Source organism: Bacteroidota bacterium (assembly GCA_018698135.1).
Lineage (GTDB): Bacteria > Bacteroidota > Bacteroidia > CAILMK01 > JAAYUY01 > JABINZ01.
The window spans coordinates 1-21,987 of the sequence record JABINZ010000127.1; the positions used below are offsets into that span (position 1 = coordinate 1).

General features: G+C 34.5%; 19 protein-coding genes. All 19 read left to right on the forward strand.

Going from position 1 to position 21,987, the window contains the following annotated elements:
- The first annotated feature begins 29 nt into the window (after positions 1-29).
- A complete protein-coding gene (locus HOG71_08255; protein ID MBT5990834.1) occupies positions 30-992 on the forward strand; it encodes a hypothetical protein in 963 nt (320 codons plus the stop codon).
- A 12-nt stretch (positions 993-1,004) separates the two neighbouring features.
- A complete protein-coding gene (locus HOG71_08260) occupies positions 1,005-4,631 on the forward strand; it encodes a hypothetical protein (GenBank protein ID MBT5990835.1) in 3,627 nt (1,208 codons plus the stop codon).
- 122 nt (positions 4,632-4,753) lie between these two features.
- Positions 4,754-5,650 (forward strand): T9SS type A sorting domain-containing protein, encoded by an 897-nt coding sequence (locus HOG71_08265; GenBank protein ID MBT5990836.1) that lies wholly within the window; start codon positions 4,754-4,756, stop codon positions 5,648-5,650.
- A gap of 6 nt (positions 5,651-5,656) precedes the next feature.
- Entirely contained in the window at positions 5,657-6,847 is a 1,191-nt protein-coding gene (locus tag HOG71_08270; protein MBT5990837.1) for a T9SS type A sorting domain-containing protein, read from the forward strand.
- A gap of 70 nt (positions 6,848-6,917) precedes the next feature.
- On the forward strand, positions 6,918-7,355 hold the full coding sequence (locus HOG71_08275) for a hypothetical protein (protein MBT5990838.1): 438 nt from the start codon (positions 6,918-6,920) through the stop codon (positions 7,353-7,355).
- Positions 7,356-7,427: 72 nt separating this feature from the next.
- Positions 7,428-7,754: a hypothetical protein gene (locus HOG71_08280; GenBank protein ID MBT5990839.1), complete on the forward strand. Its 327-nt coding sequence runs from the start codon at positions 7,428-7,430 to the stop codon at positions 7,752-7,754.
- Positions 7,755-7,934: 180 nt separating this feature from the next.
- Positions 7,935-8,375 (forward strand): hypothetical protein, encoded by a 441-nt coding sequence (locus tag HOG71_08285; GenBank protein ID MBT5990840.1) that lies wholly within the window; start codon positions 7,935-7,937, stop codon positions 8,373-8,375.
- Positions 8,376-8,387: 12 nt separating this feature from the next.
- On the forward strand, positions 8,388-9,410 hold the full coding sequence (locus HOG71_08290) for a helix-turn-helix transcriptional regulator (GenBank protein MBT5990841.1): 1,023 nt from the start codon (positions 8,388-8,390) through the stop codon (positions 9,408-9,410).
- A 122-nt stretch (positions 9,411-9,532) separates the two neighbouring features.
- Positions 9,533-10,060, forward strand: coding sequence for a hypothetical protein (locus HOG71_08295; protein MBT5990842.1), 528 nt, complete (start codon positions 9,533-9,535; stop codon positions 10,058-10,060).
- Positions 10,061-10,152: 92 nt separating this feature from the next.
- Entirely contained in the window at positions 10,153-10,887 is a 735-nt protein-coding gene (locus HOG71_08300) for a hypothetical protein (protein MBT5990843.1), read from the forward strand.
- Positions 10,832-11,389: a hypothetical protein gene (locus HOG71_08305; protein ID MBT5990844.1), complete on the forward strand. Its 558-nt coding sequence runs from the start codon at positions 10,832-10,834 to the stop codon at positions 11,387-11,389. The genes HOG71_08300 and HOG71_08305 overlap by 56 nt, the downstream gene beginning before the upstream one ends.
- 81 nt (positions 11,390-11,470) lie before the next feature.
- Positions 11,471-12,352, forward strand: coding sequence for a hypothetical protein (locus HOG71_08310; GenBank protein ID MBT5990845.1), 882 nt, complete (start codon positions 11,471-11,473; stop codon positions 12,350-12,352).
- Positions 12,352-14,643 (forward strand): TonB-dependent receptor, encoded by a 2,292-nt coding sequence (locus HOG71_08315; GenBank protein MBT5990846.1) that lies wholly within the window; start codon positions 12,352-12,354, stop codon positions 14,641-14,643. Before HOG71_08310 ends, HOG71_08315 begins: the two co-directional genes overlap by 1 nt.
- Positions 14,644-14,648: 5 nt before the next feature.
- Complete coding sequence (locus HOG71_08320; GenBank protein ID MBT5990847.1) at positions 14,649-15,479, forward strand: T9SS type A sorting domain-containing protein; 831 nt, start codon at positions 14,649-14,651, stop codon at positions 15,477-15,479.
- Between the two features lie 267 nt (positions 15,480-15,746).
- A complete protein-coding gene (locus HOG71_08325; GenBank protein ID MBT5990848.1) occupies positions 15,747-16,721 on the forward strand; it encodes a solute-binding protein in 975 nt (324 codons plus the stop codon).
- Between the two features lie 126 nt (positions 16,722-16,847).
- A complete protein-coding gene (locus HOG71_08330; GenBank protein ID MBT5990849.1) occupies positions 16,848-17,636 on the forward strand; it encodes an ABC transporter permease in 789 nt (262 codons plus the stop codon).
- Position 17,637: 1 nt separating this feature from the next.
- Positions 17,638-18,696 carry an ABC transporter ATP-binding protein gene (locus tag HOG71_08335; protein ID MBT5990850.1) on the forward strand — a complete coding sequence of 353 codons (1,059 nt, stop codon included), beginning with the start codon at positions 17,638-17,640 and terminating at the stop codon, positions 18,694-18,696.
- A 2-nt stretch (positions 18,697-18,698) separates the two neighbouring features.
- A complete protein-coding gene (locus HOG71_08340; GenBank protein MBT5990851.1) occupies positions 18,699-19,241 on the forward strand; it encodes a hypothetical protein in 543 nt (180 codons plus the stop codon).
- Between the two features lie 232 nt (positions 19,242-19,473).
- On the forward strand, positions 19,474-21,987 hold a 2,514-nt coding region (locus HOG71_08345; GenBank protein ID MBT5990852.1), incomplete at its 3' end, for a hypothetical protein.

Genomic DNA, 21,987 nt, shown 5'->3' on the forward strand with positions numbered 1-21,987 from the left:
GAATTGTTCTAAACAAAATCACAAATATCATGAAATCAGGAATTCTAAAACTGACATATGCTTTAAGCATTGTCCTTCTTCTTTCCTCTTGTGCCAGTTATAAATACTCTAATCAAAACAATGCTGAAAACCTGCAAATAACAATAAAAGAGCAACAGGATGTATTAGCAATAAATCAGCTTCAACCTCAAGTTGTTGCAATGAATAATACTCGTGGCATTTTGATTACTGAAGGAATTAACTTAGCAGTTAATGGTGTAAAAATGCTGATCCAGAAAGAGCAAAATAAGTATACTGCGGGTTATAAAGCGGCAAAATCCAATATGTACTTTTACAATAGTATATCTGAACAAGGCCCATTTGATTTTTCAGGGATAAAATTCAATGGCTTCGATGTTTTACGAATGATTCAATTGAAGGATGGTACAGTTGATACTGCCCTTTATATTTCATTTGCTTTAGATCTTACAAATCCTGAAAACATCATTAATAACTCAACTTTTTCTTTAGTGGTAGATGATTTTGTCATGAAATATACCAAAGCTAAAATCCCAGGATTTAGATGGTATATGCCATGGACAGCCTTTTTTGCTAAACGTAAACATGTAAATGTGGATGTGGACATGGAGTTTAGTTCCTCTTGGGTAAACGATAGATCACAAATTTTCAGAGATGAAGAAATAGGCCGTTTCTTTTTTGATTTAAGACAAGTTCCTATTGATTATAACAGTCCAGAATACATAGAATTTGTAAAAAACACGATTGGCCGGAAAGTATATGGGTTTAGTTATTTGATTCCTCGCTCCTTTGGAAACTATATTACCTATCAGAATGAAATTCAAAGCTGTTTTGGTAAAGGACAATACAATATTTCAGCAACAATCACTGAAACAGCAAAAGACCATTTTGTATCTCGTGTCATGTCTCAAAATAAAGATTATATACTTGATAACATGAAATGGGAATTCATGGATAAGTTGGACATTCAATAATCAATTTTTATTATGAATTATTGGAAGCTATTTCTATACCTGATAATTTTTGCATCCTCAAGCATTAAAGCTCAACAGGCAGAATTCATTATTCAAGATGGTCATTCTACAGATATCACTGCACTTGCTGTGCGTGATAATGAGTTTGCGAGTATAGATGCCAGTGGTAAACTTATTATTTGGGATGCAAACTCAACAATGATTAAAGAAAAGCATTACCTTCCAAATCTTCCCTATGCTGGAGTTCGTTCCCAGCGACTTACCTTCCTTCCATCTTCAAATAAAGTATTTTTCAACACTCATAATTTCAGGACTTTCAATTATGAAAATAGTTTGGGAGGTTTACTATTATATGACTTAAATAAGAATGAATTACAAAATAAATTCAAATTAGAATCAGATGTTATTTATGGAAAAAATGGCAACTATTATTTTTATGTAAATGAATACTATTCAAACACAAAAGCGCCCAATAATGTTTCCATTTTCAAAAAAGCATATCTTTTTCATTATGTAGTTGATGAAAATAAAAAGACCACACTTAAGCATCAATATTCATTCGATCAGCGAATTACTAATTTCACAGTTTCAGCTGATGATAAATATATTGCCACAGGATTTAAGAATGGAGAAGTAAGTTTACTGGAAATCTCAACATTTGAAGTTCTTTGGAAAAGCAATGATTTTGAAGATCAAATATTTGACTTAACATTTATTAACAAATCGAATGACCTTGCTTTTGCAGGAACCGCAAAGAAATACTCTTCATCTGCAGCCAATTATATTATCATTCGAAATACAAATGGAAAACTCCTGAAAAAATACATTTCAGAATACAAAGAAGATCATCTTGACATAGTTTGTGCTTCTGATGATGGAAAATACTTGATAGCAACAGGTGCCTTTAAAATTCATGTTTTAGGAACTTCTAATTACAAACCGATTCATATAGATCATGTATCAGGAAAGTATATGAATTTTCATCAGGTAAGTGCCATTGAATTCTTGAAAAACAGTCACCAGGCAATTGTTAGCAGCAGCCAGCAATTGCGCATTTTTGATGTAGACGACTTAATATTCAGCGATAACATTAACACACCAATGGCTGGGTTTTCTGGCAAAATGGGCTTTTATGATAATACAACCTATTACCTATCAGGAAGTGTTCTTGAATTCTACGATTTAATTAAACTCGAAAAAAAAGAATTTAACCTAAGTATTGTTACCAACCTGATTAGAGAACATAATGAACAGGAAAAACTAAATCTCTGGTACCCACTTTTTATTGGAGGGAATTATATCAGTTTTAATGCTGCTGACAGTCTGCTTGCTGTATGGACAACACCCTCTCAAAGTAATGACAAGTCTGAAAATCATGTTTTATCTATAAATGTCAATGATTTGACATTAACCCAGGATTATATACTCAAATGGGATAAAGAACAACAAGAGAAATACATAGATTTACAATTGCTTTGTCCAAAATTGAATTTAGTATTCTTTACAGGGAAAACATCTTATAAAAATCGCCAGACTCCGATTACAACTCTTTTTGCTTTACGCTTAGACAATGGCAAAGAAGTATTCTCCACTCCAATTAGCCGAGTAACAGATGGTTTTAAAATCTCATCTAACAAAAAATACTTGACGCTGATAGATGATCAAAATGAGCTAAAAGTTTACAAAACAAATAGTTTCAAGGAGGTTTTTTCTCAGAAACTAAATTATGGAGTAAATAATACACCCTATCTTTTTCATTCCACAGACCTGGTATTTTCCAACCAGCTAATTACTGATTCTAGTCGAACAGTATATATCATGAAAAGAAACCTGAATGAAAACAGTCAGGATACACTTGCAGTTTTTGGTGGAAATGATGTAAGCTGTATGGATTATGATGGGAAGCATCTTGCCGTAGGTTTAAGTTATGACTTCAGCTTAAACAAATGGAAGGATTCTGTTGACATCAAAACTGAAAAATTAGGATTTGAATACTTTGTGGATTATACCATGCAAGTTTTCAATTTAGAAACAGATGAATTGGTGAAGAAAGTAAAAGGAGAAATCAGTTTTTTCAATTCCTGCATTTTACATGATGACCTTTTGTTAACCAATCAGTTAGGCCAGCACCTTCAGATTGTTCCTTTATACAAAAAAGGATATATTAATCAATACCGAGTTAACAATGAAGACATATACTTGTCCAACGGATATTATAAATCTACCAAACCAGCTCTAAAGCATATTGGATTACGTTATGGTAACAATGCCTATCCTATTGATAATTTTGACTTGATCTATAACAGACCCGATAAAGTATTAGCGAATACAAGCAAATCGCCAAATAGCTTATTAAAAGCATATCATCAAGCTTGGCAAAAACGATTGCAGATCAGTCAGGTTGATACGAATAATCTTGATGAACGCTTCACTCCTGACAAGCTCCCAATTTCGAAAATTACTAACCGTAAAGCTATTAAAGCAGTGGTTTTAACAAAGCTTCTAACAATAGATTTAAGCTTTATTGATAGTAACCGTAAACTTAAATACTGGCAAATAAAAGTCAATGGGGTTCCTGTATTTGCAGGTGAAGGTCAATCAATTGAAACAGCAGCAGGAGTGTGGAAAAAGATCAGCTATGATCTAGGCTTATCTGAAGGAATTAATCAAATCAGAGTTTATGTAGAAAATGAATTTAGGCAAAAATCACTTCCTGAGCAATTGACTATTACTTACACTCCTAAACAGCCATCAAAACCAAATCTATACATTGTAACAATTGGGGTTTCAGTCTATCAAAATCCTGACTTCAATTTGCAATATGCAGCAAAAGATGCAAGAGATTTACAAGAACTATTTTCTGAATATGATACGACCTACTATGATGATGGGCAGTCTTATACTACAACCAATTATTCTTTTAAAAAGGATATGTATAATAAGATTTTTAGAATTGTACTATCTAATAAAGAAGCTACTAAAGAGAAATTAAAGGCAATAAAAGATGTGCTCAGCAAATCTACTGTAGATGATATAGTTATGGTATTTATTTCAGGACATGGTCTATTAAATAAAGAAGGAAATTATTATTTTGCTACCTATGACATGGACTTTAGTGATCCTCAAAAAAATGGATTTTCCTTTAAAGAAATAACAAGACTTTTTGATGGAATTGCCGCACGAAAAAGGTTGTTATTTCTAGACACATGCCATTCAGGAGAAATTGATAATACGGATAATAGCACGAAAACAATTCTGGCTGGTATGGAAGAAAAAGAGGTAACAAGCAGTTTTACAAAGGGAGCATATGTCATTCAACAAGAAAATGAAGAATTTTATGGAAGTTATGATCTCATGAAAGATCTATTTGCTGATTTAAATTCTTCTGGAATCATAATTACAAGTGCCTCAAGTGGCTTAGGCTATGCCATCGAAAATAAAGAATACCAGAATGGAGTTTTTACTTATGCTATATTACGTGGATTAAAAGATAATCTGGCAGATGAAAATAAAGATTCTAAAATTCAGGTTTCTGAATTAAGAAAGTATATAATTAGTCAAGTATTTTCTTTAACCAATGGTGCGCAAAAACCTACCAGCAGACAGGAGAATGTGGAGTTTGATTTTAGGGTGTGGTAAGCTCTTCATCAATCAATTCTCTCTTTCCATCCGTAAAAATACCCACCTTAATATCGGAAATATTACGGATTGAATCTGAACATAAGCAGCAATAGCTTTGAATTGAATTAAAAATCAAAGTCATGAAAAAGTTGTTTATGCTTTCGTTGCTCATTCTATTCAGTTCATTAACAGTACGTTCTCAGGTAGAAATTCCAAATGGAGATTTTGAATCAAATACTGGAAATCAAATTGATGGTTGGTTGCTAAAAAGTGGTGATTGTCAGGTAAGAGAATACTTAATTCTTAACGGACCAAGCGGGCAGGTAACTATCGATCCCGTTTCAGGAGAAAGGTTTGTAACATTGATGAATGGTGGTGCAAGTTTAGGAAAACTGGAAACAAATTTTCCGTTAAATGCTCGTCCTGAATATTTTTCATTTTACTGTGGTTACTTACCAGGTACTTCAAGTGGTGAGAAGTTTGGGTTTTTCCTCATTTTCACAAAATACAATCAGAACAAAGGAATGAATGATACAATTTTATCTGTTGGTGGATATCTACCAGCTTCAGGTCAAATTGTACCATGGGCAAGAATCTCTGGATCATTAAGTTCATATTATCAATCAGGAGAAACTCCGGATATGGCTCAAATTGTATTTATGACAGATGTGGCGACTAATAGTTCGGGACAAGTTATTGCATCTCCATACACGGTATTGGCTCTTGACAATGTTGCTTTTCCAGCATCAATTTCAACAGGAAATGAGTTAACTCTAAGAAATGTTGAAGAATTTAAAGCCTATCCAAATCCTTTCAGCTCTGCAACAAATATCAGTTATCAATTACTGAATAACAGTCAGGTAAAAGTGCAGATTTTTGATCTGAATGGCAAGCTCATACAAACTTTAGTCGATGAGAATAAGAAAGCAGGAAATTATATTGAGTTTTTCAATGGCAATGAGTTTCCAGAAGGCATATATATTTATCGCATTGAAACTGATTTGGGATCACAAACTGGGAAACTTATTCTTCAATAGAATATCATGAAAACCATTTATATATTCAGTATTATTCTTTTCATTGTTCTGTATACTCAGGTTAACGGTCAAGTAAAATATGTAGATATTGAGCCAGATATCAGACTGGAAGGTGTTCATCATTTGAACCTTGACTTGGATAGCAACGGCTCAATTGATTTTAGATTAATACATGATACAGTATTAGCCAATTGGCCTAACGAAGGAGCTCAAATCAATGTTATTCACCACATGGGGATGAATGAGATTGTTGGACAAGAAAGCGGCCATTTTTACCCCAAACCTCTAGCTTTTAACACCTTACTTTTTGATGGCAGTAAAAGTTGGGGAATATTTGAAGACAACTTGGCTTTGTATGTTTGGGTTATTACAGGAGGAGTTTTAAGCCATCATGGTTTATGGCGATATTTATCTGACGATAGATTCGTTGGATTCAGAATGCAATCCGATCAGGGGCAGTTGTATGGTTGGATTCGACTTTTTGTTTCTCCAGATGGCAAATACATGGTTTTCAGAGATTATGCATATATGGAATTACCCGACATTCCCATGCTTACGGGTCAAGGTATTCCTATAAAAACAGTTGAAAAATTAGAGGTTAGCGATGAGTTTGATTTTGGTGACGGAAGGGACCTGCAGATTTCATTTAGCCCCCCGCAAGATGAGATTGCTTTAAGTCATTATCGGGTTTTGGTTATTAAATCTTCAGCAATAGGTAGTATTGATCTTTTAGCAGCGACAAATGTTCCTGTAGGTAACGTCACCAAAGTTTATCCTGGTCCAAATCCTTATTCATTTTTTCTGGATGAGAATACGAAAGATGTTGATGGAGAATGTATTAAAACTGGCGAAGAATATGTTGTTAAGGTTTTAAGTCTTGGACGGTTGTTAGACAATCCTGAAAACGCCTTATCCGCTCCTTCTGCACCATTCTCTCTCAACAAACTTTCAGCAATCAAAGAAAATGCAAAAGAAGATATATCTGTTTCAACATCAAACAATCAATGCATTATATCTTCAGATTCAAAAATCATAACGATTCAATTGTATAATTTAAATGGTCAATTATATAAAACCGTTAATTCAAACTCCAATTATGTTACAATCAACTTAGGTGAATTTGATAGAGGAGCTCTGATTTTGAGAATAGAAACCGAGCAAAAAATAATTAACCGAAAAATATATATCACTTTTTAGTTATTACCAGCGTTTTTTCAAAAGGTAAGTATCGATGAATTCATACTTACCTTTTAACTTAAAATTGATTATGAAAGAAACCGATATTTTTTTTGTCGACAAGCACAAACTAAGAGTAATCGATCAAAGGAGGATTGCCTATATACTTTTGGCTATAGCTTTCTTTTTCATTACAGAAACATTAAGAGGCATCTATAGACCATACATATATACAAATGATATCAATGACTTCGGTTTTGCCGATACTATTGGGAATTTAGGAGGTATTATTGTGCAAATATTTTTCTCTTTAGCTATTGTTAATGCTGAAATTAAAAAAAGCTTTATCATTATTACTCTACTAATCATTGGCTATATAGTATATGAAATCATGCAGCCAATACTTCCAAAAGGAGTATATGACATCAAAGATATTTATGCTACACTCATCGGTGGAGCTATTGCAATACTCATTTTTCTCTACTTACAGTTCAACAAAAAATACAACAAAGTAATTTTTACCTTTTGAAATATTCATCTGAGATTTTCAAATAATTACATTCAAATGAATTTTCATATCTTTATAATTCAAAAGAATCAAATGACTGATCCTCCAAAACAATACCGCGAAGGCCACTTTATAGGTCTATGGATTGGTATAAGCATGGCCATATTCACTCTTATTACAATTGCATTTGGATTTATTTCTGAAACTTTTATCATGATAGGTATTGGACCAGCAATTGGTGTGGCAATTGGTGTATCAGTCGGAGTAGCAGTCGAAGACAAATACAAGAAAGAAGGCAAAATTAGACCACAAACAAAACAAGAGAAAAAACGAATGCTGATCATTGTCCTGTCAGGAGTTGGATTGTTAATTTTGGGCGTAGTGCTTTTTGTTTGGCGATTTTTGTCTATAATTCATTAGTAATTTTTTGTTTTCTGCTATAGAAAAACAAGCTTTTTCATTAATTCATCCAAAAATCCCACTATTAAGTCCATTTACCCCCCATTTTTCATTCTTCTTTCATACCCTTGCTATTTTTTCCCCATTTCATTCAGACATACTTTTGTTTTGAAATATTTTTTAATTCTTAAATTTACAATTATGAAAAAACTATTGATTTCAATGACAGCAACATTCTTTATACTTACTCTGCTTCCTTTTTTTACATGTGGCCAAAACACGGCAATGGATGTTAGCAGATCAATTATGTTATCTGGAGATTCCGAAACTGAAGAAATTATAATTCTTGTTGATCAGAAAACAATACTGCTAAAACTGAATATACAAAGCGCCATTAATAAAGGAAAATTATCCATTGAAATAGTTGATCCAACTGGAGAAAAACAAGGAAAGTTCTCGATTGGGAGTCAAATTAAAACAACTAAAAACAATAAGGAAAATCAGAAAGAAGAGCACGTTAAAGGCAATATTAATAAAATAATTAATGAACCTATACAAGGTAAATGGATCATTAAACTAATCCCTGATAAAGCAGAAGGAGCAGTCAACATACAATCCACACAATCTTATAAGGACAACTAACGTTTTATTGCCATGTTTTCCAAAATCAAAAGTATAATCCCTATTTTTTGCATACTGTTTTTTGTTACGATAACGGCTGGCTTTAGCCAGAAAATTCAACATAAAGGATATATTTCAGGGCAGTTATCAATTGATACTATCTGGGATGCTAAGCTCTATTTATCGTATATCGAAAATTTCAATGAAATGTATTCCATGTCGAATGAAAGTATCATTGAAGAAACGAAAATAGATTCTACAGGAGCATTTTTTTTCAAACTGGATTTTCTATCAGCTGAGGATAATCTGTACCGGATACATGTGGTCAAAAAAGGAGATCCTCCTGCCTCCCTTATTATTGGAGGCAGTGAGGAAAATCACTTCTTTGTTATTGCAAACAAGCAATCTCAAATTAAAGTCCAGAGTTCGCCTAACTCAGGAATTTTCAACGATATTGTATTTGAAGCTTCACCCATTAATAGTTCATTTCAGTACATTGATAATATGGCAAATTACATTGATAGCATGAGTTTGTATGGCTTAAGCCTTAAAAAGGAATTTATCAGCAAAGCTATAAACGAAAAATACAGAAGTATTGCCGATACAAGTCATCACCCACTGATTGCTTTATACGCTATATATCAAAGTAAATTCGAATCCAACTACCCCTTGTATAAGGATTATTATTCCAAATTCACTAAAAAATGGAAGTCTGATAAATCAACCTATTTCATTGCATTCCGAAACCAAATGCCTTCAAAATCGAAATACCATACATTTCTATTTGTTTTACTCGCCATTGGATGTATTGTTTTGGGTTATTTATTAAGTATCCTAAAAATGTCTCCAAACAAAAAATCAAAATCGCTAAATAACTTAAGCATACAGGAGCGAAAGATTCTGGTTCTGATTCAGCAAGGATTAAGCAATCAGGAAATATCCGATCAATGCAATATTGGCATGAGCACAGTTAAATCACATGTTAGTAATATTTATGGAAAGCTTAAAATCAAGTCACGTAAAGAAGCATTGAATATCAAAACTTTGGAGATTTAGATTTCTTCTACTATTTTAAAATAACACCTTTTCACTATAAAACTCCTTTCATTTCTATTACAAACCTGAATAAGTCTGCCACTCTGCAATAATCGAAGCAACTAATCGTTTTTTACAAAATCATGAAAAGCAAGCTTCTACTAACAATCCTTCTATTTATAACTTCAAATAGCTACTCTCAAAAAACTTTTGTCAGATTCCCAGCTTCATTTGGTCCTATCGTAGGTTACCAAGGCTTTAGTAATATGATTGAAATTGGAGTTGGGAGAGGACTAAAAGGAAGTGTTGCAGCATTCAATATAAATGCCCCAAAGCGGTTTAAAAAACCATATATATCGTATTATGCAAGCTATCATTTCAACCCCTTTGAAAAAATACATGGAGGCAGTTTAGGATTTTCCTCTTCAACAGGAATTGTATTTGGCTTTGATTTCAATTACTATAAAACGGTAGTAAATGTTTGGGGATTTCGTCCTTCTTTGGGATTAGCACTGGCAGGAACAGAAATAGTTTATCGCTACAATTTCCGAATTGCAGGAGAAAAAATTACAGGAATCACAGGACACCAAATTGGTATTCGCTATTATTTGCCTCTTTTCATCGAGTTTGAGGGTGGTTATAAGTTTGGAAAGAAATATTTCACTTATTAATTGCATTAAAATGTATCTTTTTTTTTGCAGCATTTACTCTACAATTTTCTTCTTAATTTGCAGCAGTTATCACAAGCATATTTGGGTTTGAAATGATCATATACATTGGCATAGACGATACAGACAATAAAGAAAGTCGGGGAACAGGTTTTAAATCGCGCCAACTGGGAGAGCTTATTGAAAAAGAAAAGATCGGTCGGTTAAAAGGAATCACACGCCATCAGTTATATGTACATGATGATATTCCTTATACTTCCCAAAATAGTTCAGCTTGTATTGAGGTTGATGCTGCTGAAATAGATAAGGTTATACAGATATCTGAAGATTTTCTAAAAAGAGAAGCGGAAATAGGATCGGATGCTGGACTTTGTGTTGTAAAACCATCACAGCTCACCAAAGAACATCGAAAATTTGGTTTAGCTGCAAAACGCGAAGTACTGAGTCAGGATAAAGTCAAAGCACAAATTGAAGGTCAGGATATTTTTTTAGAAGGATATACTGGAACCAAAGATGGAATTATTGGCGCATTTGCTGCTGTTGCCTTACGTTCTACAGGAAATGATGGACGTTTTGTTTGGTTACAAGGCTTACGAAATTTACGAAGTGGAATTTATTCTTCCTGGGAGTTGTCCAGAATGATAGATATTGATAATATTGCAAACTTCGAAGGTGTTGTTGCAGAGGATGCAGACTATATTTTTGTAGGTGATTGGGTTAGACCCGTTTTGAAAAATCATAAAAAAACGCTACTAGTTGAGGAGGTCAGCAATTATGGAAAATACCAGTGGGAAACAGTCTCAAAGCATTTCATTAGGTCAGTCTCGTAGTTATTCTATTTTGTTAGAAGTACTGATGCTGCTCGGATTGGGTATGTTGGGTATTGTATTGCATGCCCGATTGCGTTTAGGATTAGGCATACCCGGACATCATGGTGTTATTTTCATGGCACTTATTCTTGCCGGACGTACATCTTCTAAATTACCATGGGCCGCCAGCATTTCTTCACTAGGTGTGGCTTCACTCCTATTCTTCCCAATTCTTGGTTTTAAAGATCCTTTTATTGCTCTTATCTATTTACTCCCTGGGTTAACCTTGGATATCTTTTATAGAAATCAATTGCTTAAAACCAAAATGTGGTATTTGGTACTTATTGGAGGTCTCGCTTATATGAGTATTCCACTAAGCCGTTTATTCCTGCATTTTAGTTTGCATATTCCGTATATGTCTTTCCGTCACGGATATCTAACTCCTATTTTAACACACTTTATGTTTGGTGGCTTAGGTAGCCTCACAGCTTTGGGAATCAAGCATTTGTTAAAGAAATCATAATTTCTTTCAAATTTATTTTCCTTAGATATGTTTTAAAAATAGCAATATGCATAGCTTTGCATATCGATACAAAAAAATAGCATGATCAAAAATTTGGTTTTATTCTTAATTCTCAGCCTTATTCTGCTTTCTTGTAAAAGAGAAAGTCCCATTAATCTACCTCCTCATATCGAGTTCAAAAAAAGTCCAGCTTATATTACAACCGATTCAACTGTTGCATTCGGGAAATTACTCAAAGTTGGAATTATTGCCGAGAAAGCACTTGTAAATATCACCAATATCTTGATCCAGGTCGATACTGGAGTATTGGTAACAGCCTTTGATACCAGCTTCAATACCGACTATTTTGAATACGACTATCTGCTTCGCAAAAGTCAGGCTGAAGAAGAAAAATGGATATTTACTATTCGGGATCGAGATGGTGCTGAACAATCCATTTCGTTTGTATTAAAAAAAAGCACATTCAACGACTTTTCTCCTATTCTTACGTTTGATTCGATTGTTTTAAAAGGCCGATTAAATCCTGATCCCAAAAGTTTTCTTTCGCTTAGCGATTTCAGTACTTATACATTAGCCGAAGCCTATAACAATCAAGAAAACATTGATATATTTTACTATTATGGGCCAGAAAACCATACCATGGCATCTCCTGGCGCCAATGTAGAACCAGATATTTTTACAGGTGCCACACCTGCCTATAAATTTGATTTTTGGGCCGTTCGAAATACCACGCGCTACAAAATATTTGAAGTTCCTAAAGCAACTTTTGATGCCATTAGCAACGATAGTTTATTAATTATTGCTTACGGTGTTGAAGAAGGCAAACGAAAAGCAAAGGAATTGGTGAATGGTCAAGTTTACAGTTTTGCTGACAAAACTTCCCGCTTGGGTTTGTTCAGAGTAATTGATATATCAGGGAAAGATTCCGGATACATTCATATGGATATGAAAATTCAAGAGTAATGAAGAAATGGTTATTTTCATTAATCCTGCTACTTGCTACTAGTTTCACATATGCTCAAAACAATTTGATTGGTCAAGTTGTAAATGCTGAAACAGGAGAAGCACTTCAACATGCCCATATTTACATCAAAGAACTCAATAGAGGCTTGCTGAGTAATGATACCGGCTTTTTTTTTCTCAAGGAAATTGAATCGAATAAGTTGTCTGTTTATATTTCATATGTTGGGTTTACAGAATTCAATCAGCAAATTGATTTAAGCATAGGAAATACTTACTCCTTCCCTTTGTCACCCAGCGCATTTACTTCCAGCACCTATGTTGTTACAGCCACCCGAAACAAACAGGAAGTTTCAATGATTCCTGCTCGTGTAGATGTAATAGATGAAGAAAGAATTAAATCTCAATCAGCAAGCAATACCGACAATTATTTACAAAGTGTCTCAGGTATATATGTCAACCGCAGTGGCGGTATTTTTTCACGCAATGCTAGTGTGAGTTTAAGAGGTTTGAGCAGTAGTGCCCGAACGCTAATTCTTCTTGATGGAGTGCCTTTAAATCATGCATCAGGGGGAACAATCAATTGGCATATGATTCCGGTTCAGGATATTCGAAAAATAGAAATTATCAAAGGACCAGCAAGTGCGATTTATGGAATGAATGCCATGGGTGGTGTTATCAATATTCTTACAAATTCTCCTGAAAGTGGGTTGGGCGCTGAAGCGGAGTTTGGTTTTGGTAATTTCAATACTTCGGCACATCGAATTACCGTGTCCAATCTTCATGAGTTTAACAAAAAGAATCTGTACTGGAGCTTTAATGTATCGAATAAGAAAGGTGACGGATATTTCGTAACTCCAGATAATTTATTGGATTGGTATGATGCTCCTTTAAGTATTCGAGAAACCAAAGCTTCGATTAAAGTAGGTTCAAAATTAAGTCCTTCCAGTCACATCGAAAACAACTTCTTTTATTACGATGATATCCGATTTAGTGGAAATGAGTTTTACGAGCCAAGGGGTAGTTTTGAGAAGTTTAACACGCTCCAAAACAGTTTAAATTATTCCAGTCTTTTTGGCAAAACACAAATTGATGTTGTAGCCTTTGCCCATCAAGAAAACTATTACCGATTGAATGAAAACATCAACAATACCGAGCTGTATAAACTGAGTGAAACCTTTCATAAAAAGGACGATATTGGATTGTTTTTAAAAGTCAATCGCAGGTTTTTCAAAAATCACATAGTCACTTCAGGAATCGATCTGAAAGAAGGTTTATATGATGGGAAAGTGATTTACAGAACGACCACTGACATCCTCAATTATCAAGGGAATATGCTTTTTGCCGGCATCTATGCCCAAGACGAATTCAGTCTTTGGAAAAATAAGCTCAGTTTTAATTTGGGTCTGCGTTTCGATCATGTAGTATTTTCTGATGGCGCTTTTGGTGTAGAAAATCCAACCGGAGAAACAGGTTTCATTGACAATGAATCAGAAAAATACAGCACTAAAAACTGGCAGTCATTTAGTCCAAAAGTTGGTTTCAGATACAAATTCTGGAAGAGTAACTCTTTCTATGCATCTGTATCCAAAGGTTTTATGCCGCCTAAAACGGATGATCTTGTTCGCTCAGGAAAAATATCCAAAGGCTTTAAAATTGCCAATTCTGAATTGCAAGCAGAAACTTTAACTAATTATGAAGCAGGATTTTCGCTGAATCCATCAAAAAAAATAAACATTAAGACCAGTTTCTATAAATCTTTTGGCAAAAACTTTTTGTACTTATTGCAAACAGGCGATTCCATTGATATGGGAGACGATACATATCGACAGATTTATAAGAGAAGAAATATTGCTGAAGTTGAGATTAGCGGTTTTGAAATTGATTTGAACTACACATTTTCAAAAGCTTTAAATTTTCAGGCAAATTACACATTTAGTCAACCAATAATTTCAGCCTATAAGGATGATGAACAACAAACAAATAGCTCATTAGTCGGTAAATATTTAGCAGAAACCCCCTTTCAACAAGTATTTTCAAGCATTTGTTGGAACAATAAAATTGTTAACACAAGTGTGAGTTATAACTTAATAGGCAAGCAATTCGCTGACGATTTAAACGAATTTGAGCTGCAGCGATATTATCTGATTGATTTACGCTTTTCCCGAAACTTCGGAAATCATATTTCCACCAATCTGGATATTCAAAACATATTAAATCAAAAATACTTAGACCGAAAAGGCAATCAATCTATTGGTCGATTTGTACTATTATCAATTCAATACAAAATCTAATAACAATGAAAAAAATACTATTAATTTTAATTGGAGGTTTCTTTGGAATATTGAGCTCTGCAAACGCACAAGACACACTAAGCGCCTGGACATTTCCAACAGGAACTGATATGGATAGCAATGCCAATGATGGAATTTACACAGCTTATTCAATTCACACATTTGGTGGCACAGACAAAATTACGTTTTCAAAAAATGGTTTAACAACCAAAGCTGCACAAGCAACAGCTTGGAATAATGGTGCAAATAGCAAAGGCTGGGAAATTCGTACAATGACACAAGGTTATAAGGATATATTGGTGTTATCGAAACAAACATCTGGAGGAAATAATCCAGGGCCACGAGATTTCAAACTACAATACAGTTTAGACAATATTGTTTGGACAGATGTTGCAAATGCCATTGTTAATGTTCAAAACGATTGGACATCCGGAGTTCTTTCAGTTGGTTTACCTACGAATTGTAATGATGAAGTAAGTGTTAGAATCCGTTGGATTATGGTAAGCGATACAGCCTCAGATGGCAGCCTTATAGCGGCCAATGGAACTGGCAAAATTGATGATATTTTTATTCTGGGAACTAAGATTAATACAGGCTTTGAGAATGTATCAAAAATAGAATCGTCAATTTACCCAAATCCTGTGGTAGATATTTTATACGCAAATGATGTTCAGGAGTTTACAATTTACACTTCAAGTGGTCAGCTTATAAAAAATTACAAATTAAATCAAAAGCAATCTTCTGTAGATTTATCTGATATTGAAAAAGGAATTTACTTTGTTAGGATGATTAACTTTGATCAGGAAATAAGTAGTCAAACTCTTTTGAAGAAATAAATATTTCTGCTTTAAAAATAATATGCCTCGAAGACACAAAGCCACAAAGTTTAGCACAAAATTCCTTCGTGTTTTCTTTGTGCCTTTGCGCCTTGGTGGTGAGCTATTTTAAGCTGTTCTTCCTACTAGTACTTTTCTTATCCTCCTACCAAAACCAACAAACGAAATCTAAATAAAGTAAAATTAATTGCTAGGATGATTAACTTTGATCAGGAAATAAGTAGTCAAACTCTTTTGAAGAAGTAAATATATCTGTTTAAAAATAATATGCCACGAAGACACAAAGCCACTAAGTTTAGCACAAAACTCCTGCGTGTTTTCTTTGTGCCTTTGCGCCTTGGTGGTGAGCTATTTAAACTGTTCTTGCTACTTGTACTTTTCTTTTCCTCCTGCCAAAACCAACAAACGAAATCCAAATCAAAAACTGATTTAATTATCTTCCATGCAGGAAGCTTATCAGTTCCATTTCTTGAATTGGAAAAGGAGTTTGAAAGGCTTCATCCTGACATCGATGTGGTTAGAGAAGCAGCTGGCAGCATTCGATGTGCTCGAAAGATTACTGACTTACAAAGAGATTGCGATATTATTGCCTCAGCAGATTATAAAGTTATTGAAGACTTCCTGATTCCAAAATATGCCGATTCGGTCATTCATTTTGCCACCAACGAAATGGTGATTGTTTTTCATGAGAAATCCAGGTTCGCGTCAAAAATTACTGCAAACAATTGGTATGAAGTATTACAAGATGAACAGGTGAAATTTGGACGCTCTGATCCAAACTCTGATCCATGTGGCTACCGAACTATATTGTGTATGAAGCTTGCTGAAAAATATTACCTAGATTCAGGAATAACAGAAAAATTAATAGATAAAGACAGCCGTTATATCCGCCCAAAAGCATCTGATTTAATAGCCTTACTGGAAATTGGCGAATTGGACTATGTATTTGAGTATAAATCGATAGCTGAACAATTTGGATTTCCATACCTTGAACTTGCCGATTCTATTAATTTGAGCAATCCAGATTTAAATAAATTCTATAATACTGTAAGTATAGAAATAAATGGAAAGAAGCCCGGAGAACTAATTACCCAAGTTGGAAAAGCCATGATTTATGGAATTTCTACTCTTAAAAACTCTACGAACCTAAGTGCTGCTCAACTGTTTCTTGACTTTCTATTTTCTGAAAGCGGACAAGCAATAATAGAGAAGAACGGGCAAAAGTTTATTGATTTTGATTAGATGAGACTTTCCTTAAAAAGCATTAAAAACACTTTATCTTTGCATCTGATTTATCAACCTAACTGGTTGATAAAAACCTGTTAGGTTGAATCAGAAAACAAATAGCAAACCTGTTAGGTTAATTCAATGAGAAAACAAATAAGCATTCGAAATCTGGTATTCGCCTTTTTAGGAGGCTTGGTTTTGTTGTTTATTGTAGGCCCTTTGGCGGGTCTTTTCCTTTCCACTTCACCCGGAATCATACGTGACACTTTAGTAGAAAAAGAAGTGTATCAAAGTATTTGGCTAACGATTTTCACAGCTATGGGAGCCACCCTCTTTTTTGCCATAGCGGCTATTCCCTTTTCCTATTTATTAGCAAGGAAAAATTTTCCGCTTAAAAAACTGGTTTTAGGAATCATTGATCTCCCCATAGTCATTCCACATACAGCAGCAGGTATTGCCATTTTAGGCGTTATTTCTAGAGAATCAATCTTAGGCCAAATGGCTGATTCAGTTGGATTAAGCTTTATTGGTAGTCCTATAGGAATATCTATTGCCATGGCTTTTGTAAGCATTCCTTTTTTAATCAATTCAGCCAGAGATGGCTTTGCAGCAGTGCCTGAGCGACTAGAAAAAGCAGCCTTAAATTTAGGTGCCTCCCCTAGCCGAGTGTTTTTCACTATTTCCTTACCATTAGCCTGGAGAAACATTATTTCCGGTATGATTATGATGTTTGCCCGTGGAATGAGTGAGTTCGGAGCGGTAGTCATTATAGCCTACTATCCTATGATTACGCCCATTCTAATTTGGGAGCGATTTGGAGCATTTGGATTAAAATATGCACAGCCTGTTGCCATTATTTTTATCGCAGTTACCCTTATCATATTTATTGGATTACGCTTACTAACCAAGGAAAACATACAAAAAAACTAAATTGCTAGAACTCAAAAACATATCGAAAAAGCTGGGTGAGTTCAACTTAAAAGATATTTCTTTTACAGTTTCTGAAGACGATTATTTTGTATTGTTAGGCGAATCTGGAGCAGGAAAATCAATCCTCCTAGAAATCATTGCAGGATTGATTAATGCAGATGATGGACAGCTTATTAAAAACAACATAGATATCAGCAACCATAAAATTCAACATCGAAAAATTGGTTTGTTATTTCAGGATTACGCTTTATTTCCACATTTATCTGTATTTGAAAACATCGCTTATCCTTTAAAAAACAAAGGTTTATCCTCATCTGAAAAAAAAGCTGTTATTCAGGATTTAGCGCAAGAAATGAATATAGTTGACTTGCTAAAACGCAAGCCCTCAACCTTATCCGGAGGCGAACAACAGCGTGTGGCATTAGCCAGAATTCTTGCCTTAAAACCAGAAATTCTGCTATTGGATGAGCCTCTTTCTTCATTAGATGTGCAATTAAAAATTGAATTGCGTTCTCTTTTGCGCAAACTAAATCAAAAGGGATTAAGCATTATTCACATTACCCATGATTTTGAAGAAACCTTTACACTGGCAAAACATGTTGGCATTATTCAGGATGGAAGAATGATACAAAGTGGTACGGTTGAAGAAGTATTTAAAAATCCAAAATCGAGGTTTGTTGCTAATTTGCGCGGGGTAAAAAACTTCTATCCAGCTACTTTAAAAAGTCAACAAGGACAGGAAACAAGAATTGCAATTATTAACCCCGATTTGAGTTTTCTATTACTGAGTGGTATGGAAAATGGAAACGGACACGCCATGATTCGTGATAGAGACATTACTCTTTCCGATCAAAAACTAGAGTCATCGGCATCTAATAATTTTGAAGCCAAAATCACTGAAATAATTCCTTCTCGTTTTGGTGTTGAAGTTTGTTGTGATATTGGTGTACGTCTTTCTGTATCAGTTTCTAAAGAATCCTATCAAAAGCTTAACTTAGTTGAAGAACAAAAAATATGGGTTTCATTCAAAGCATCTGCTGTTAAATTTTATAAAAGTTAATTATGCTGCATTATCCAAATTTATTACTAGTCGGAGGCAGCAATCGAAATGTAGGCAAAACAACGCTTATTCTTAATTTGATAAAAAAATACAAAGCTCAATTCTCCATCATTGGATTAAAAGTAAGTTCTATTCAGCCCGGTGAAGATCAGTTTCATGGTACTCATCTTAATCTCGAATCCAATTATGAAGTGTATGAAGAAACCAATAAAGATGGACAAAAGGATACGTCCAAAATGCTGATTGCTGGTGCAGCAAAGGTATATTATATTCGAGCTGCAGATGAACTTATTCCTCAGGCATTCAATTCTCTCCAATCAAAAATTCCTCCAAATGCCATGATCATTTGTGAAAGCATTAGTCTGAGAAAACACCTCACTCCCGGACTGTTTATTCTTATTCAAGACTTGAGGACAGACACCTTAAAAAAAAGTTTTTTAGCATTAAAGCCAATAGCCAATCAAATTATTACAACGGATGGGAATAATTTTAATTTTGATTTTGAGCGAATAGTTATTGATCACAACAAATGGCTGTTGAGGTAAATAATAGTAAGTAATTACATTTTACTGAAAACTTATTTAATAATGCAATATTCAGGTTGCCATAATAGCTGCCCCCTAAACAAAAATTTACAATTCAGTTAAAGAAACTTCGCTAATTTCACTTAAAATAATCGGATAATGCTTAAATTTATCAGCAGAATCTAAAGGCCGCGATTCACTCCTGTTTTTTCTCCACTGTTCTTTTTACATAAACGTTTTAACACTTAGCATTATGAAACACTATAATGGGATTCTCTTTAAAGTATTTATAGGCATATCTTGTCTGTTGTTAATTCATTTTTCTTCAAATGCACAATTGAGTGGTAATTATACTCTAAATCCTCTCGCTTCAGCAAGCAGTACAAATTATCAAAACTGGGCATCAGTAGCTAGTGACCTCATTTCAGGAACACGTTCAGATGGAGGTACAGCACAGGGATCAGGTGTTAGTGGTTCTGTTGTTTTTACAGTCTATGATACGATTTATAGCAATACACAATTTAAGCTTACAGCTATTTCAGGTGCTTCAGCCTCTAATTCCATCACTTTTAAGTCAGCAGGAGGAGATAGTACAGCTTGTGTTCTGCAATTTGCATCAGGAACAGCCACTACCAATGATTATGTATTGATGCTGGATGGAGCTGATTATATTAATTTTCACCAAATAGGATTTGAACGAACAGGCAATAGTGCCTATTATACTGTAATTCAATTACTGAATAGTGCTGATTACAATAGCATTACCAATTGTTGGATGAAAACCAGAAAACTGCCCAGTAATGTAACAACCGGATGGACAACAGGAATTGGAGCACAAATTTTTCTTTCTGGCAATGCCGATTACAATCAGTTTTTTCAAAATAAAATGATTTACGGTTACAACGGCATCTATTCCACAACTGCTTCGACAGGAAATTCAATATCACGAAATAGTTTCGACACCCTGGGATGTATTGGTGTGTATGTGACCCAACAAACCGGGCTGCAAATAGAAAGAAATATATTTAGCATGGGCGATTTTGGCTCAGGACAGGGACACTATATTTCATACGCTATTCGTATTGAAAGCTCACCAACACTTTCCATTACAAAAAACAAAATTTATATGCTGGCCACCAATGCTCAGGTTGTGCGAGGATTGGTATTTGTTAGCGTCACAGGAACAGCATCAGCACCCAATTTAATCAATAACAATTGGATATATAATGCAGGAGGAACAAGTTCATGTACGTGTATGTCCATGTATGGAATCAGTTACCTTGATTTGTATTACAATAATTTTTTAATTACAAATTCATTAGCAGCAGGTGCAGTTATTCATCATAATGCAACCTATACAAACACCTATGTAAATGTTAAAAACAATAATCTCATTAATAAGGGAGGGGGTTTAGTATATGATTTTCCTAGCACCAATGGGGGTTTGGATACAGTTGTAAATAACAATTGCTATGCAACGGGTTCCGTATTGGGAAAAATGAATTCAACATCCTATAGTAGCCTAAGTGCTTGGATTTCAGGAACAAGTTTGGATGCAAATTCCTTGAATATTGACCCAGGTTATATCAGCAATAGCGATCTTCATGTTTCCAGCATTGGACTAAATGGGAAAGCGGTTCCATACTTCCGGGTTGGTGATGATATTGACGATGATACCCGCCATGCAACAACACCTGATATTGGTGCTGACGAGTTTTATCCAGTTGCCAACGATGCAGGAATATCCAGTTTAGACAGTCCTTATGTATTCTGTGCAGGCTTGAATAATATTAAAATCATTTTTCAAAATTATGGATACGACACATTGAAAAATCTAATCATTCAATGGCAAATTAATAACAACACCCCCTCCTCCTATTCATGGTCGGGTACGGTTGATCCGGGTAGTTCATCCTCATTAATACAATTAGGGAACTTCACATTTGCTCACAATACAGCATATAATTTCAAAATATGGACTAAAAACCCAAACAATGTGAGTGATGGTAATAACCAAAACGATACCTTGTATGTAACCCGATATGCTGGGATGTCAGGGAATTATTCCATTGGCCAATCGAGCACAAATGATTTTCAATCCTTTAACAATGCCATATCGGCCATGACATCACGCGGCATTTGTGGATCGGTTGTCATTAATGTTGATGATGCGCATTATTATGAACAAATAACATTGGCCGAATTACCGGGTATGGGTGCGACAAGTCCCATAACTTTTAAAAGCACAAATAACGATAGTTCACTGGTTGTTATCGAACTCCCATCAAGTACCGCTACAGGAAACAATAATGCTGCGGTTCAACTAGTTGGAGCCGACTATGTTACTTTTAAAGGGATGACCTTTTTGCGTACTGGAAGCAACAATATCTCAGAAGTTGTACATATTTTAAATGGCTCTCACCACAATACATTTACAAACTGTCAAATGATTAATACCTATGTTACCACAAATAATGCAACAGGTATTAATATATGGTCGGATCAAGGTGTTGACGATAGTAATTCGTTTCTATATAATTATGTAAAATTTGGCACCTATAATATGTTATTCCATGGAACAACCAGCACCCATGAAAGCGGAACAACAATTATTGGAAATATTTTCGATAGTGCTTACAGCAGTTCTGTTCAAATAGCATATAATGATGGAGTTGTTATTAATGGAAACACCTTTCTAAACTCGATTTCGAATGTAGCCAATAACTACGATTTGCAACTATTGGATTGTGATAGTGCAAATGCAGTC